10 protein-coding genes are annotated in these 13,489 nt (G+C 73.7%); 2 read left to right on the forward strand and 8 right to left on the reverse strand.

Translation table 11 applies throughout. The features are described from left to right. Positions 1-39: 39 nt before the first annotated feature. On the reverse strand, positions 40-4,782 hold the full coding sequence (locus tag DNK53_RS10320) for a DUF4082 domain-containing protein (protein ID WP_110182152.1): 4,743 nt from the start codon (positions 4,780-4,782) through the stop codon (positions 40-42). A gap of 53 nt (positions 4,783-4,835) precedes the next feature. Here DNK53_RS10320 and DNK53_RS10325 point away from each other — a divergent pair, with 53 nt between their 5' ends. Further along, positions 4,836-5,432, forward strand: a complete 597-nt coding sequence (locus DNK53_RS10325) for an acyltransferase (RefSeq protein WP_110182447.1) — start codon at positions 4,836-4,838, stop codon at positions 5,430-5,432. A gap of 5 nt (positions 5,433-5,437) precedes the next feature. Here DNK53_RS10325 and DNK53_RS10330 read toward each other — a convergent pair whose 3' ends face one another. The 5 genes from DNK53_RS10330 to DNK53_RS10350 all read right to left on the reverse strand — a co-directional run bounded on the left by DNK53_RS10330 (position 5,438) and on the right by DNK53_RS10350 (position 9,999). Then, positions 5,438-6,286, reverse strand: a complete 849-nt coding sequence (locus tag DNK53_RS10330; RefSeq protein WP_204163852.1) for a glycosyltransferase family 2 protein — start codon at positions 6,284-6,286, stop codon at positions 5,438-5,440. Continuing rightward, positions 6,283-7,704, reverse strand: coding sequence for a sugar transferase (locus tag DNK53_RS18070; RefSeq protein WP_239456470.1), 1,422 nt, complete (start codon positions 7,702-7,704; stop codon positions 6,283-6,285). Before DNK53_RS18070 ends, DNK53_RS10330 begins: the two co-directional genes overlap by 4 nt. A 329-nt stretch (positions 7,705-8,033) precedes the next feature. Continuing rightward, on the reverse strand, positions 8,034-8,624 hold the full coding sequence (gene pth, locus DNK53_RS10340; RefSeq protein WP_110182153.1) for an aminoacyl-tRNA hydrolase: 591 nt from the start codon (positions 8,622-8,624) through the stop codon (positions 8,034-8,036). 86 nt (positions 8,625-8,710) lie between these two features. Beyond that, on the reverse strand, positions 8,711-9,355 hold the full coding sequence (locus DNK53_RS10345) for a 50S ribosomal protein L25/general stress protein Ctc (RefSeq protein WP_110182154.1): 645 nt from the start codon (positions 9,353-9,355) through the stop codon (positions 8,711-8,713). A 227-nt stretch (positions 9,356-9,582) separates the two neighbouring features. Next, positions 9,583-9,999, reverse strand: coding sequence for a MarR family winged helix-turn-helix transcriptional regulator (locus DNK53_RS10350; RefSeq protein ID WP_110182155.1), 417 nt, complete (start codon positions 9,997-9,999; stop codon positions 9,583-9,585). A gap of 121 nt (positions 10,000-10,120) precedes the next feature. On the opposite strand from DNK53_RS10350, the gene DNK53_RS10355 reads away from it, so the two are divergent. After that, the gene (locus DNK53_RS10355; protein ID WP_162599881.1) at positions 10,121-10,807 is read left to right on the forward strand and encodes a maleylpyruvate isomerase family mycothiol-dependent enzyme; all 687 of its coding nucleotides are present in this window, start codon (positions 10,121-10,123) and stop codon (positions 10,805-10,807) included. An 18-nt stretch (positions 10,808-10,825) separates the two neighbouring features. Here DNK53_RS10355 and DNK53_RS10360 read toward each other — a convergent pair whose 3' ends face one another. Next, positions 10,826-11,797, reverse strand: coding sequence for a ribose-phosphate diphosphokinase (locus DNK53_RS10360; protein ID WP_110182157.1), 972 nt, complete (start codon positions 11,795-11,797; stop codon positions 10,826-10,828). A 168-nt stretch (positions 11,798-11,965) separates the two neighbouring features. Further along, on the reverse strand, positions 11,966-13,405 hold the full coding sequence (gene glmU, locus DNK53_RS10365; protein WP_110182158.1) for a bifunctional UDP-N-acetylglucosamine diphosphorylase/glucosamine-1-phosphate N-acetyltransferase GlmU: 1,440 nt from the start codon (positions 13,403-13,405) through the stop codon (positions 11,966-11,968). Positions 13,406-13,489 lie beyond the last annotated feature (84 nt).

The following is a 13,489-nucleotide window of genomic DNA, read 5'->3' on the forward strand; positions in this document are numbered from 1 at the left end:
CGGTCCTTCTGCTGGTGCTGGTCCTGCTGGTCCTGCTGGTCACGGCGCCGCCCGGAAGAGGACGTCGACGAAGTAGTTGCTGGACTGGTAGCTCCCGGTCGGGAGGACGCCGCCGGAGCCGTAGCGGTAGACGCCGTTGGTCCCGGCGGGCGCGGTGAGGTCGCCCCGCGTCCACGGCTGGGAGAAGAAGCCGGTCGTGATCGAGTAGCGCCCCACGGGCGCGTGGTAGGAGACGACGTACGTCGTCCCGGCGGTGACGGCGACCGGCTGGTCGAACGTCGCGCTCTGCCAGCCCGAGGCGGTCTCCTGGGCGAAGGTGACTTGCGCCAGGCGCTGCCCGTCCGCGGACCAGAGGGAGCCCGTGTGCTGGCCCGTGTTGCCGGTGCCCTTGTGGAAGCGGACGCCCAGGACCTGGCCGTTCACCGCCGGCACGAACTTCGTGCCGAGCTCCACCGCCGCCGTGTCGGAGGCGGCGGCGGTGGCCGGGGCCACCCCCTCGAAGAGCGAGGTGGTCGGCGCCGCGGCCTGCTCGGTCGTGAAGCTCCACGACTGGGTGGGCAGGACCGCTCCCTCCTCGGAGACCACGCCGGAGAAGGTGACCGTGTACGTCGTCCCGGTCGCCAGCGGCTGCTGCGGGGTCACCACCAGCGACCTCGCGTCCGCCGTGCGGGCGACGTCGACCGGCACCTGGGTCCCGGCCCGGGTCAGGGTGGCGGCCCACCCGGTCGCCCGGACCGGCTCGGTGAGGGTCAGGCGCGGCTGCACCGCCGTCACCACCCCCGTCGCGCCCGGCGCCGGGCTCCGCGACTCCACCGCGACCGTCGCGGCCCCCGCCTCGAAGACCGGGTCCACGAAGTAGCTCGTCGAGCTCCAGGAGTACTGCGGGAACCCGCCGTCCGAGCCGTAGAGGTAGCGGCCGTTGGCGCCCGCCGGGGCCCGGAGGTCGCCGGAGACCAGCTCGGTGGAGAAGAAGCCCGACGTCACAGCGTAGTGGCCCCGCGGGGCGAAGTACGAGACGACGTACTGCGTCCCCTTGGTGACCGGCACCGGGGTGTCGAAGTAGGCCTTCTGCCAGCCGTTCTCCGACTCCCCGGCGAAGGTGACCTGGGCGAGGCGCTGACCGTCCGCGGACCACAGCGAGCCGCGGTGCGTCCCGGTGTTGCCCGTCCCCTTGAAGAACCGCACGCCGGTCACCCGGCCGTCGCGGGCCGGCACGAAGGCCGTCCCGAGCTCCACGGGGCTGGCCTCGGCGATCGCGGCCGTCGCGGGGACCTGGGTGGTGAAGAGCGTCTGCTCCACGGCCGCCGAGGCGCTCCGGGTGCGGAACCCCCAGATCCGCGTCGGCAGGGCGGCGCCCTCGGTGGAGGTCACCCCCGCCAGCGTGACCTGCACGTCGCTGCCGGCGGCCAGCAGGGAGGACGGCGTGAACTTCAGCGACGTCCCGCCGGCGCCCAGGCTCATCGTGCCGGGCACCGTCGTCCCGCCCTGGACGAGGGTGAGCGTCGCGCCGGGCCGCACGGAGGTGGAGAAGTCGACCGCGACGGACGTGCCGCGCGGCACCTCGACCGCCCCCGGCGCGGGCGCCTGGGCCGTCACCGTCAACGGCTCCGGTGCCTTCTGGAAGACGACGTCGACCATGTAGCTCGTCGAGGACTGGGCCGAGGGGAAACCTGCCGGGTAGGTGTAGGCGCCGCCGATCGCGTCGATCATCGACGTGTCGAGCGCGCCCTGCGCGAACGCGTTGGTCGTCACCGAGTACCGACCCACCGTGGTGCGGTAGCCCACGACGTACTGGACGCCGGCCTGCACGGTGACGGGCGAGCCGAACGTCAGCTCCTGCCAGCCCGACGTGCTCTCGCCGGTGAAGGTGCCCTGCGCGAGCAGCGCCCCGTCGGAGACCCGCCACAGGGAGCCCACGTGGGTCCCCGTGTTGTCGGGGCCCTTGAAGAACTGCACGCCCGAGACCTGGCCGTCCCGGAGCGGCGCGAAGCGCAGCCCGAGGGTGACCGCGGCGGTCTCGGAGTCCTGGAGGGTGCCCGGCTGCGTGGCGTCGTCGTAGACGCCGCACGGGCAGACCCCGGGCGCGGCGGCCGGCTTCGCCGTGGTGAAGGCCCACTCACCGCCCGCCGAGACCTGCTGCCCGGCGGTGTCGGTGCCCCGGACCGTGACCTGGTGCCGGACGGACGAGGCGAGCGGCTGGCTCGGCGTGAAGGTGATCCGGCGGGTCGCGGCGTCGTACTGGGAGCTGCCGGCGACCAGGGCGCCGAGCGCGTCGCGCACCTGGATCGAGGCGGACCCCGACGTCAGCGGCTTGGAGAAGACCGCCGACACGGTGCTCTGCGGCGGGACGCTGGTCGAGCCGGGCAGCGGGGACTGGGAACCCACCCGGAGGGGCGACCCGTCCATCGTCGTGAAGAGCACGTCGACGTAGTAGTTGCTGCTGCCGTAGCTGCGGTCGGGGAAGCGGCCCGCGTCGGCGAAGACGCCGGCGGGTGCGGCGCCGAAGCCGCCGGCCACGCGCAGCGGCGTCGCGACCTTCGGCGCCTGGTACCAGGCGTCGGACTGCAGCGCGTACCTGCCCTGCGGCGCGGTGTAGGAGACGACGTACGTCTGCCCGGTCGCGACCGGGACCGGGTCGGCGAGCTGCAGCGTCTGCCAGCCGGTGGCCGTCTCCCCGGTGAAGGTGCCGCGGCCGAGCAGCTGGCCGGTGGCGCTCCACAGGGAGCCGACGTGCGTTCCGCCGTTGCCCTGCCCCTTGTAGAACCGGACGCCCGAGACGAACCCGTCGGTGGTCGGGCTGAACCGCATGCCGAGCTCGACCGCCGAGGTGTCGGCGGTCGCCGGGGTCGCGGGCACCTCGGAGCCGAAGACGGAGCAGGGGCAGGTCACGGTGAGCTGCCGGCTCGCGACGGCCCCCGTGTTGGCGCTGTCGTCGGTGGCCCGCGCCTGGACCGCGACGGTCCCGGTGCCGGACTGCACGTAGGACCAGCTCCACGACGTGGTGCCGGTGGCGGGGTGCCACGTCTGGCCGCCGTCGCCGGAGACCTCGACCCCGGCGACCCGGCCACCTGAGTCGGTGGCCGTCCCGGTGACGGTCACCCGGTCGCCGTTCCTGATCGTGCTGCCGGCCGCGGGGGCCGAGATGCTGACGACCGGGCCGGTGGTGTCGGTGGTCCGGGAGGCGAGGGTGAGGCCGGCCATCAGGGTGGTGGGCTGGGCGCGCATGTCGGCGAGCAGGTTGACCTGGGCCTGCTGCATCCGGACGTCGGCCGGCTCGGGGGCGTAGGAGGAGTCGTGCTCGGCGTCCAGGCCCCACGACCACTGCACGGAGCCGGCGCTGAAGACCAGCGCCCCGCTGGCCGCGCGGTACAGGGTGGTGTGGTGGGTCGTCGTGCCCGGGGCGACGCGCAGGCCGTAGTCGAGGAGGTACTCCGGGGTCGGGCCGGTCGTCGTGGATGTCCGGATCAGCCCCTTCGGCCGGAACCCGTTGTCCACGTCCTCGTTGGACTCGTAGCCGACCGTGTGCGGGGCCAGCTGCGCGCTGCTCCCCGCGGCCAGGTTGGCCAGCGGCGTGTGCCGCCACAGCCGCAGCTTGCCCTCCGCCGCGCTCACTGTGAGGGGGAGGTCGCTGTAGTTCGCCTTGTACATCGTCCCGGTGAGGGCGTTCTCCGGGAGCCCGCCGCCCTGGGCGGGCGCGGCGAACCGCGGGTCGCGCCACGTGCCGGTCCACTCCGGGGAGGGGTCGATCTTGGCGCTGTTCCAGGTCTCCTTGTAGGTGACCAGCGTCCGGTGCGGCGTGGCCCGGCCGTCGATCGACGGCTCGTAGCGCGAGCGCCAGTAGACCTCGTTGCCGCTCAGGAACTGGAGGTTGACGCCCGCGTCCCGGGCCGCCTCGACGTGGGCCCGCTGGGTCCCGGTCCAGTACTCGTCGTGGCCCACCGAGACGAAGACGTCGTGCTGGGTCAGCAGCTGCCCGCGGCGGTGGGTGTCCACGCCCGACAGGTAGCTGACGTCGTACCCGTTGCGCTCGAGGAAGCGCACCAAGGGGTACTCGGTGCCCATGAAGTGGTCGCGGCCGTTCTGCAGCCCGCGGGTCAGGACCGGCCGGTTGTAGCTCAGCTTGAAGGCCCGGCCGTTGGCAGCGCCCTGGTAGAAGCTCGAGCCGCCGTAGGTGTTGTAGGCCTGCCACGTGGTGTCGGAGGTCTGGACGACGACGTCGGAGGTGCTCGCGTCGTTGCGGACCACGAAGGTGATGTGGCTCTCGTCGCCGTTGGAGCGCTTGAGGTGGGCGACGTGGACGCCGCTCACGGCGGTCGTCGGCACGTTCCACGACGCCGAGACGGCCCAGTTCCCGCAGTCGACGAGCTCGGTGGCGGCGTCCCGGACGCACGCCGGCTGGCGCTGCGGCAGGGTCGCGCTGGGGGTGACGGAGGCGATCTTGCGCGCGCCGAGGCCTTGGTACCAGCCGAGCCGGTAGACGTCGATCGTGTACGCCGTGGCGTCGGTGTCGACCTTGAAGTCGATCCGCTGTCCGACGTTGACCGACATGTCGGTCGCGAAGCCCTGGATCGACGCGTCGCCCGCGCCGTCGATGTCCCACACCGACGGCGGGGTGCCGGGCTTGGAGTTCTCGCAGGCGATGGCGTTGCCGCCGGCGCCGCACGGGTCGGCCGCCCCGGCCGACGTCCAGGCCCCGGGCACCACCAGGAGGGCGAGCAGGAGGCCGAGCAGCAGCAGCGGCGTGGCGGGACGGCGACGCAGACGTCGCGGCTCCTCTAGCATGGCGGGACCTCGTTCCATGTCCTTCGAGAGATGAGGCTGGTCCGGTGCCCGAGTTGGAACCGCCGCGGATCGTGGGATCCGCCGAAGTGAGCGACCGCGCGTCCCTGGGGGACGGCACGGTCGTGTGGCCCCTCGCCCACGTCCGCGAGGACGCGCGCGTGGGCCGGGAGTGCATCATCAGCCGGGGTGCCTACGTGGGCCCCGGCGTGCAGGTCGGCGACCGCTGCAAGATCAAGGACCAGGCGCTGGTCTACGAGCCGGCCGTCCTGGAGGACGGCGTCTTCGTCGGCCCGGCCGTGGTCCTGACCAACGACACCTTCCCCCGCGCGGTGACCCCCGAGGGCGAGCTCAAGGGCGCCGACGACTGGGAGATGGTCGGCGTGACCGTCCGCGAGGGCGCCTCCATCGGCGCCCGGACGGTCTGCGTGGCGCCCGTGACCATCGGCCGCTGGGCGCTGGTGGCCGCCGGCGCGACCGTTGCCGCTGACGTGCCCGACTTCGCCCTGGTGGTGGGCTCCCCCGCCCGTCGGATCCGTTGGGTCGGTCGCGCCGGCCTGCCGCTCGAGGACCGGGGGGACGGCGTCTTCGCCTGCCCCCGCACCGGTGAGGAGTACGTCGAGGAGGACGGGGTGCTCCGCGAGCGCGGCTGAGGCGCTCATCGTCTCGAGCTCTCGTCGCGCTGCCACGTGGTGAAGTCGCCGGCGCGCACGGCCCGGCGGGCGCCCAGCCGGGCCACCACCGTCACCGCGAGGAAGACCGGCAGCCGCGGGGCCAGCGACGGACGCCGTCCCACCATGGCCAGCAGCGTGGCCGGGCGCGTCACGGACTCGGCGCGTCGGACGCCGGCCCGTCCGGCCTGCACGTTGCCGGTCGCGACCCGGATCCGGCGCCGCACGAGGTCGCGCAGCGTCCGTGGCGGGTGGACCACCACCGTCGCACCCTCGACGACCCGCCGCTCCTCGCGGTCGAGGACCTCGGAGATCGCGAGGTCGTCGCTCATGAGGGTCGGGAGGCGCTCGATCCGCGCCTGGGCGTCGGCGGCGACGGCGACCACGCCGCGGCCGAAGAGACCGGCGCGCACCTGCGGCAGCTCCTCCCAGACGTCGTAGTACCACTCGACCCAGCGCGAGCAGCCGTCCCGCGGCAGCCGGCGCCTCGGCGCGGTGGCCAGGGCCTCGCCGCGGGCGAGCGGCTCGAGGAGGACGCGCAGGTCGGTGCCGCTGAGCTCCACGTCGGCGTCGAGGTGGACCCGGGGGAAGACCGAGGTGGCCGCGTTCCCGACCCGGACCGCCTCGGTCTTGGACGGCTGGGGGATCTCGATCACCCGGGCCGCGGGGTCGGCCGCCCGGGCGGCCTCGGCGGTGCCGTCGGTGCACCCGTTGCAGACGACGACGACGTCGAGGTCGAGCTCCCGGGCCCCCGCCCGCAGCGCCGCCAGGTTGCGGCCGATCGTGCGGGCCTCGTTGTGGGCGGGGATCACCACGCTGGCCCGGGCCACGGTCACCACGCGCCCTGCGGGCGGGCCACCGCGTCGACGGTGCGCACCGCGATCAGCAGGTCGTCCACCACCCGGTAGTTGTCGGTGTAGTCGAGGTCGAGGCGCATGGACTCCTCGCGGCCCAGCGTCGACCGGCCGCTCACCTGCCAGGCCCCGGTCATCCCGGGACGCACCGCGAGCCGTCGGCGCTCGAGCGGGGTGTAGCGGGCGACCTCCTCGGGCAGGGCAGGCCGCGGCCCGACCAGCGACATCTCCCCGCGAAGCACGTTGATCAGCTGGGGCAGCTCGTCGAGCGAGTACTTGCGCAGCAGCCGGCCCAGCGGGGTGACGCGCGGGTCGTCGCGCTTCTTGAAGAGCAGCCCGTTGCCCTCGTCGACGGCGCGCAGTCGGTCCTTGACCTCCTCGGCGTCGGCCCGCATGGTCCGCAGCTTGTACATCGTGAACGGGGCTCCGTGGCGGCCCACCCGGACCTGGGCGAAGAGCCCGGGGCCCGGCGACGTGGCGCGGACCAGGCCGAGCAGCACCAGCAGCAGCGGGGAGAGCGCCGCGAGCAGGAGCAGGGCCAGCACCCGGTCCCCCGCGGCCTTCGCCCCCCGGGCGAGCCAGGAGGGTCGGCTCGTGCGCACCTGCATCACGCTCATGCCCGCCATCCGGGTGTGCTGGATCCGGTGGGCGGCGATGCCCTCCAACCCCGAGCAGACCGCGAGGCCGGCGCCCGTGCCCTCCAGCGCCCACCCGATCCTGCGGATGCACATGGCGTCGACCCCGGGGCCCGGCACCACCATCACCATGTCGGGGCGGAAGCCCAGGATCAGCGCGCGGGGGTCCTCCGCGTGGAAGGCGTCACCGGGGCGGTCCCCGGGCTGCTCCCCCTCGACGACGAGGGAGCCGACGAGGCTCACCCGACGGTCGCGGTCCCAGCGGGCGAAGGTCTCGGCCACCTCGGCGGCCGGGCCGATCACCACCGTCCGGACGCCCGTCGTCCACGCCCGACGGGCCGCGGCGGCGAGCAGGGTGACCGAGCCGGCCGCGAGGACCATCCCGAGGGCGGCGTCGAGCGCCGCCTGCGCGATCCAGCCGGTCGAGGCCGCCACGGCCGTGGCCGCCAGCGGCAGCGCCAGCTCCCGGACCACGCGGCCCGGGGTCGGGAGGCCGGGCCGCACCGCGTCGCGGCCGGGCAGGTAGAGCGCCAGCAACACGCCGCACCCCACCAGGAGCCCGAGCCAGACCCCCGGGTGCAGGAACAGGGCCGCCACGGACATCGCCGCCACCACCCACGAGAGCTCGGCGAGCAGCAGCAGGCGGCTGAACGGCCGCCCCGCGCCCGGCACGACCTCCATGTCCTCCGGCACCGGTCCGGTCCGCAGGACCGGTAGCAGGGTGTCGGGCACGAGGCCCGGGCGCGGGACTGCTCCCGCGCTCACCTCGTCCCCCGCAGCACCGCCGCGCCGTCCCGGTCCGCCGCATGGGGCAACGGAGGGACGACGCGGCGGCCGTTGCCGCGGGCGGCTCGGGGGGCTGCCCACCCGCGGACAGCTTGGGCGTGGACGTGCCACCCCCCCGAACAAGTGTGACTGCGTGCGGAACTCTCCACTGCGTCGTGCATCGTGACCCCCCGGCCAGTCCCCGCGTCCCCCGCGGTGATGACGGATCCGACCCGATCCGTGGCTTGGACGCTACGGCGGCAGGGGCCCCGGTGGAATGCCCGATTTAGATGAAACGATGACGAGCGATCAACATGATTGCGGGCGGGTCAGCGGTTGAACTGCTGCTGCGCCCTCTCCAGGCCCTCGAGGACGAGGCACTCGACGGCGTCGGCGGCCTCCACGAGCTGGATCGGCAGCTCCTTGCGCTCGGTCGAGGAGTAGTCCGACAGCACGAAGTCGGCCACGTCCTGGCGGCCGGGGGGTCGGCCGATCCCGGCGCGGACGCGGTAGAAGTCCCCGGTGCCGAGCGAGGAGCGCATCGACCGCAGGCCGTTGTGGCCGTTGTCGCCGCCGCCCTTCTTGAGCCGCAGGGTGCCGAAGTCGATGTCGAGCTCGTCGTGGACCGCCACGATCCGCTCGGGCGGCACGCCGTAGAACTTCGCGACCGCCGAGACCGGCCCGCCCGTCTCGTTCATGTAGCTGCGCGGCCGGACGAGCACGAGCCGCGGGCCAGGCTGGCCCGGGCTGCCCAGCCGGCCCTCGACCACGTCGGCCCGGCCGGTCTTGTGGGTCCGGAAGCCGGAGCCGAGCCGCTCGGCGAGGAGGTCGTTGACCATGTAGCCCACGTTGTGCCGGTGCTTGGCGTACTTCGGGCCCGGGTTGCCCAGGCCGACGACGAGCCACACCTGCGAGTCCATGGGGAGGAGTATCCCGTACCGTCCCCGGGATGCAGCACGGCGCCGCGACCCGAGGGGTCACGGCGCCGTGCGACGAGCGGGAGAGGTCACTCCGCGGCGGGCTCCGCAGCGGCCTCGGCCTCGGGCTCGTCGCGCTCGATGCCGGCGTCGGCCTCGGCGGACTCCAGCTCGGCCTCCAGCGCCTCGGCGGAGATCTGCTGGGTGACGTTGACGATCAGCAGGTCGGCGTCGGACAGCAGGGTCGAGCCCTTCGGGAGCTCCAGGTCGGAGGCGAGCACCTGGGTGCCGGCCTCGGCGCCCTCCACGGAGACCTCGATCTGCTCGGGGATGTGGGTGGCCTCGGCCTCGAGCTGGACGGTCGCGTTCTCGGTCACCACGAGGGCGTCGCGCACGGCGTCGCCGACCACGTGGACCGGGACGTCGACGGTGACCTTCTCGCCGCGGACGACGGAGACGAAGTCGACGTGCTCGATGACCCGGCGGATCGGGTCGACCTGGACGTCGCGGACCAGGCCGAGCCGGGTCTCGCCGTCGACGTCGAGCTCGAGCAGCGCGTTGGCACCACCGTGGCGGATCGCCATCATGGTCTCGTGGCCCGGAAGGGTCAGGTGGACCGGCTCGGCGCCGTGGCCGTAGACGACGGCGGGGATCTTGTCCTCGCGGCGGATCCGGCGGGCGGCGCCCTTGCCGAACTCCGTGCGGACCTGGGCGGTGATCTTCTCGGTGGACATGCTCGACTCCGTGGGGTTGCGGTGCTGCGGGTGGTCTGGGTGGCTGCCCCGCGAGGACGGACGCCGGAACGACGAACGCCGCGCTCCCGGCAGGGGGCGCGGCGCAGTGGCTGGCCTGCCCTGTCGATCACGGAGCTCCCTCACCAGGTGGTGCGGTGGGGACTCCCTCGCCGAGGCAACTGCAGCAGACTACCGGCCCGGCGCCCGGACCCGAAATCGCAGCCCCGTCAGTCGTCCGTGAGCTCCCGCAGGTCGGCAAGGGCCTCGCGGAGCGCGGCGAACCGGACGGGCCCGAGCCGCTCCTCCCACTCCCCCAGCACCTCCCGCTCGACCTCGCGGGCCGCCGTCCGGGCCCGTTCGCCCCGCTCCGCGAGGCGCACGAGCCGGGCGCGCGCGTCCGCCGGGTCGGGCACGCGCCGCACGTACCCCCCGCGCTCCAGCGCGGCGACCAGCTCGCCCGCCGACTGCTTGGTGGTCCCCGCCCGCTCCGCCAGGACCGTCAGGCGCGTCCCCTCCTCGTCGATCCGCGCGGCCACCCGCGCCTGGGCCGTGGTGAGGTCCGCGAACCCCCGCTCGTGGGCCCGCGCCAGGACGCGGCGTTCCACGTGCCGGTGGGCCACCTGCATGAGCACCGCGGGGTGCATGGACAGGGAGTCTGCCCGGTCCCACCGTCGTACGCCGTCGTCCTGCGCCCCAGCTCTTGACACCGCCGACCTCCCTCGCGATATTGGTCAGGAAACCTTACCAAACTCCGTGGGAGGCGCGATGAGCCTCACGACACACCCCGACGGCCTCGGCGCCACCCTGCGCCGGACCCTGCGTCCCATGCCGTCCGACGAGGTCTGGCGCCACGTCCACGCCGAGCGCCGGGCGATGGGCGCGATGCTCGCGTCGCTCAGCGAGGAGGAGTGGGAGCGTCCCTCGCTCTGCGCAGGGTGGACCGTCCGCGACGTGGCGGCGCACGTCATCGCGACACCGCAGATCCACGCCCCCGAGCTGGTGGCGCTCCTCGCCCGCAACCTGGGCCGGAGCTACGACGCGATGATCTTCCGCGACGTGAAGCGGCGCGGCAGGCAGCCCGTCGCGACGATCCTGGCCGACTTCGAGCGGTACGCCGGCTCCCGGCACCGGGTGGCCGTCACCACCAGCGTGGAGCCCCTGCTCGACGTGCTCGTGCACCACCAGGACGTGGTCCGGGCGCTGGGGCGGCACCACGACCCGGACGTCGGGGCCGCGCTGGTCGCCGCCGACCGCTGCCGCCTGCTGCCCGGCCTGCTGCACAGCCGGAGCATCGTCCGGCAGGTCCGGATGGTCGCCACCGACGTCGACTGGGTGCGCGGCGACGGCCCCGAGCTGCGGGGCCGCGCGAGCGAGCTGCTCATGGTCTGCGCCGGCCGCGGCCGGGCCGCCACCGGGCTGAGCGGCGAGGGGGTCGCCCTCCTCGCCGCCTGACCCTCCTGCGGGCGTCCCTCAGGCGTGCCCGTCGAACATCGACGTGACGGAGCCGTCCTCGAAGACCTCGCGGATCGCCCGCGCCAGCAGCGGCGCGATCGAGAGCGTCGTCAGCTTGTCGAACTGCTTCTCCTCGGGGATCGGCAGCGTGTTGGTGACGACGACCTCGGTGGCCACGCAGTTCTTCAGCCGGTCGACCGCCGGGTCGGAGAGGATCGCGTGGGTGGCCGCGATGATCACGCCCGCGGCGCCCGCCTCCATGCAGGCCTCCGCGGCCTTCACGATGGTGCCACCGGTGTCGATCATGTCGTCGGTCAGCACCGCGATCCGGCCGGCGACGTCGCCGACCACGCGGTTGGCGACCGTCTCGTTGGGCCGGTCGGTGCGACGGGTCTTGTGGATGAACGCCAGCGGCACCCCGCCGAGGCGGGCCGACCAGCGCTCGGCGACCTTGATCCGGCCGGCGTCGGGCGAGACGACGGCGAGCTGCTGGGTGCCGTACTTCTCCCGCACGTAGTCGGTGAGGATCTGGATCGCCATGAGGTGGTCGACCGGACCGTCGAAGAAGCCCTGGATCTGGTCGGAGTGCAGGTCGACCGTGATCAGCCGGTCGGCGCCGGCGGTCTTGAAGAGGTCGGCGACGAGCCGCGCGGAGATCGGCTCGCGGCCGCGGTGCTTCTTGTCCTGCCGGGCGTAGCCGTAGAACGGCATCACCACCGTGATCCGCTTGGCCGAGGCGCGCTTGAGCGCGTCGACCATGATCAGGTGCTCCATCACCCACTCGTTGATGGGCGAGGTGTGGCTCTGGATGACGAACGCGTCGCAGCCGCGCACCGACTCCTCGTAGCGCACGTAGATCTCGCCGTTGGCGAACTCGTAGGCCGACTGCGGGACCAGGCCGCTGCCGCACAGGTCGGCGACCTCGCTGGCCAGCTCGGGGTGCGCCCGGCCACTGAAGACCATCAGGTTCTTCTCCGTGGTGCGCTTCATTCCGCTCACGGTTGGACTCCTCGCGGGGGATGGAGGGTGTGACCCGGCCGAGCTGGGCCCGTACCGCTGGATTGTGTCCCACGATCCCGGCCCCGCCCAACCCCGGGTCACCCCTCGGTCGCCTCCGAGTTGCGCGCGCCACATCCGGCCCGCCGGAGGCGGTGAGGGCTACTCCTCGGTACCCGCGCCGCCGTCCAGCACGCCGCCCTGGGCGGCCTCGGCCTGGGCCGTCCCGCTGCGCCGCGAGACCACCCAGCCCTCGATGTTGCGCTGCGCACCGGACGACACCGCGAGCGCCCCCGCGGGGACGTCCTCGCGCACCACGGTGCCGCCGCCGGTCGAGGCGCCGTCCCCGATCCGCACCGGTGCCACGAAGGTGTTGTTGGAGCCGGTGCGGGCGTGCCGGCCGACCACCGTGCGGTGCTTGGCCACCCCGTCGTAGTTGGCGAAGATCGTGCCGGCGCCGATGTTGGTCCCCTCCCCGATCTCGGCGTCGCCCACGTAGGACAGGTGCGGCACCTTGGCGCCGTCCCCGATGTCGGCGTTCTTGACCTCGACGAAGGCGCCCACCTTGCCCTCGGCGCCGAGCCGGGCGCCGGGACGCAGGTAGGAGAACGGTCCGACCGTGGCGCCGTCGCCGACCACCGCCAGCTCGGCGTGGGTGCGGACGACCCGGGCGCCGACGCCCACCTCGCAGTCCTTGAGGGTGGTGTCCGGGCCGACCACCGCGTCCTCCCGGACCACGGTGGCGCCGAGGAGCTGGGTGCCGGGGAGGACCGTCACGTCGGGCTCGAGGACCACGTCGGCGTCGATCCAGGTGGTAGCGGGGTCCATCACCGTGACCCCCTCCTTCATCCACCTGGTGACGATCCGCCGGTTGAGCTCGCGGCCCAGCTCGGCCAGCTGCGCGCGGTCGTTGGCGCCCTCGGTCTGGCGGACGTCGTCCACGGTGAAGGCGCCGACCCGCAGCCCCGCCTCGCGGGCCAGGCCCACGGCGTCGGTGAGGTAGTACTCGCCCTTGGCGTTGTCGTTGCGGATCCGCGCGAGCGCGTCGGTGAGGAAGCCGGCGTCGAAGGCGAGGATCCCCGAGTTGATCTCCCGGATCGCCCGGACCTCCTCGTCGGCCTCCTTCTCCTCCACGATCGCGGCCACGTCGCCGGTCTCGTCGCGGACGATCCGGCCGTAGCCGAACGGGTCCTCCACCACGCCCGTGAGGATGCTCACCGCGCGACCCGAGGAGGCGTGGTCCTCGACGAAGGCCCGCAGGCTCTCGCCGTCGAGCAGCGGGGTGTCCCCCGCCGCCACCACGACCGTGCCCTCCCGCACGTGCGCCGCCTCGCACGCCACCCTCACCGCGTGGCCCGTGCCGTCCTGGGTCTCCTGGACCGCCAGCACGGCGTCGGGGACGAGCTGCTGGATGTGGGGCCCGACCTGGTCGCGCTGGTGGCCGACCACGGCGACGATCCGCGACGGCTCCATCGCCTGCACGGCGCTGAGCACGTGCCCGATCATCGAGCGCCCGCCGACCGGGTGCAGCACCTTCATGGTCTTGGACTTCATGCGGGTGCCCCCGCCCGCGGCGAGGACGATGACGGTGAGGTTCTCCATGGTCCGCCACCTTAGTCGCGGCCCGTGTGGATCCCCGGCTGAGCGGGGATCGCCGAACTTCGTGGGGGATGCAACCCCCACGAA

Source organism: Nocardioides solisilvae (assembly GCF_003194625.1).
GTDB classification, from domain to species: domain Bacteria; phylum Actinomycetota; class Actinomycetes; order Propionibacteriales; family Nocardioidaceae; genus Nocardioides; species Nocardioides solisilvae.

Bases quoted from the DNA above. Each gene is read 5' to 3' on its own strand.
- pth (WP_110182153.1), bottom strand. From the start codon at position 8,624: ATGGACTCGCAGGTGTGGCTCGTCGTCGGCCTGGGCAACCCGGGCCCG.
- DNK53_RS10360 (WP_110182157.1), bottom strand. From the start codon at position 11,797: ATGAAGCGCACCACGGAGAAGAACCTGATGGTCTTCAGTGGCCGGGCG.
- DNK53_RS10345 (WP_110182154.1), bottom strand. From the start codon at position 9,355: ATGTCCACCGAGAAGATCACCGCCCAGGTCCGCACGGAGTTCGGCAAG.
- DNK53_RS10350 (WP_110182155.1), bottom strand. From the start codon at position 9,999: ATGCACCCCGCGGTGCTCATGCAGGTGGCCCACCGGCACGTGGAACGC.
- DNK53_RS10355 (WP_162599881.1), top strand. From the start codon at position 10,121: ATGAGCCTCACGACACACCCCGACGGCCTCGGCGCCACCCTGCGCCGG.
- DNK53_RS10320 (WP_110182152.1), bottom strand. From the start codon at position 4,782: ATGCTAGAGGAGCCGCGACGTCTGCGTCGCCGTCCCGCCACGCCGCTG.
- glmU (WP_110182158.1), bottom strand. From the start codon at position 13,405: ATGGAGAACCTCACCGTCATCGTCCTCGCCGCGGGCGGGGGCACCCGC.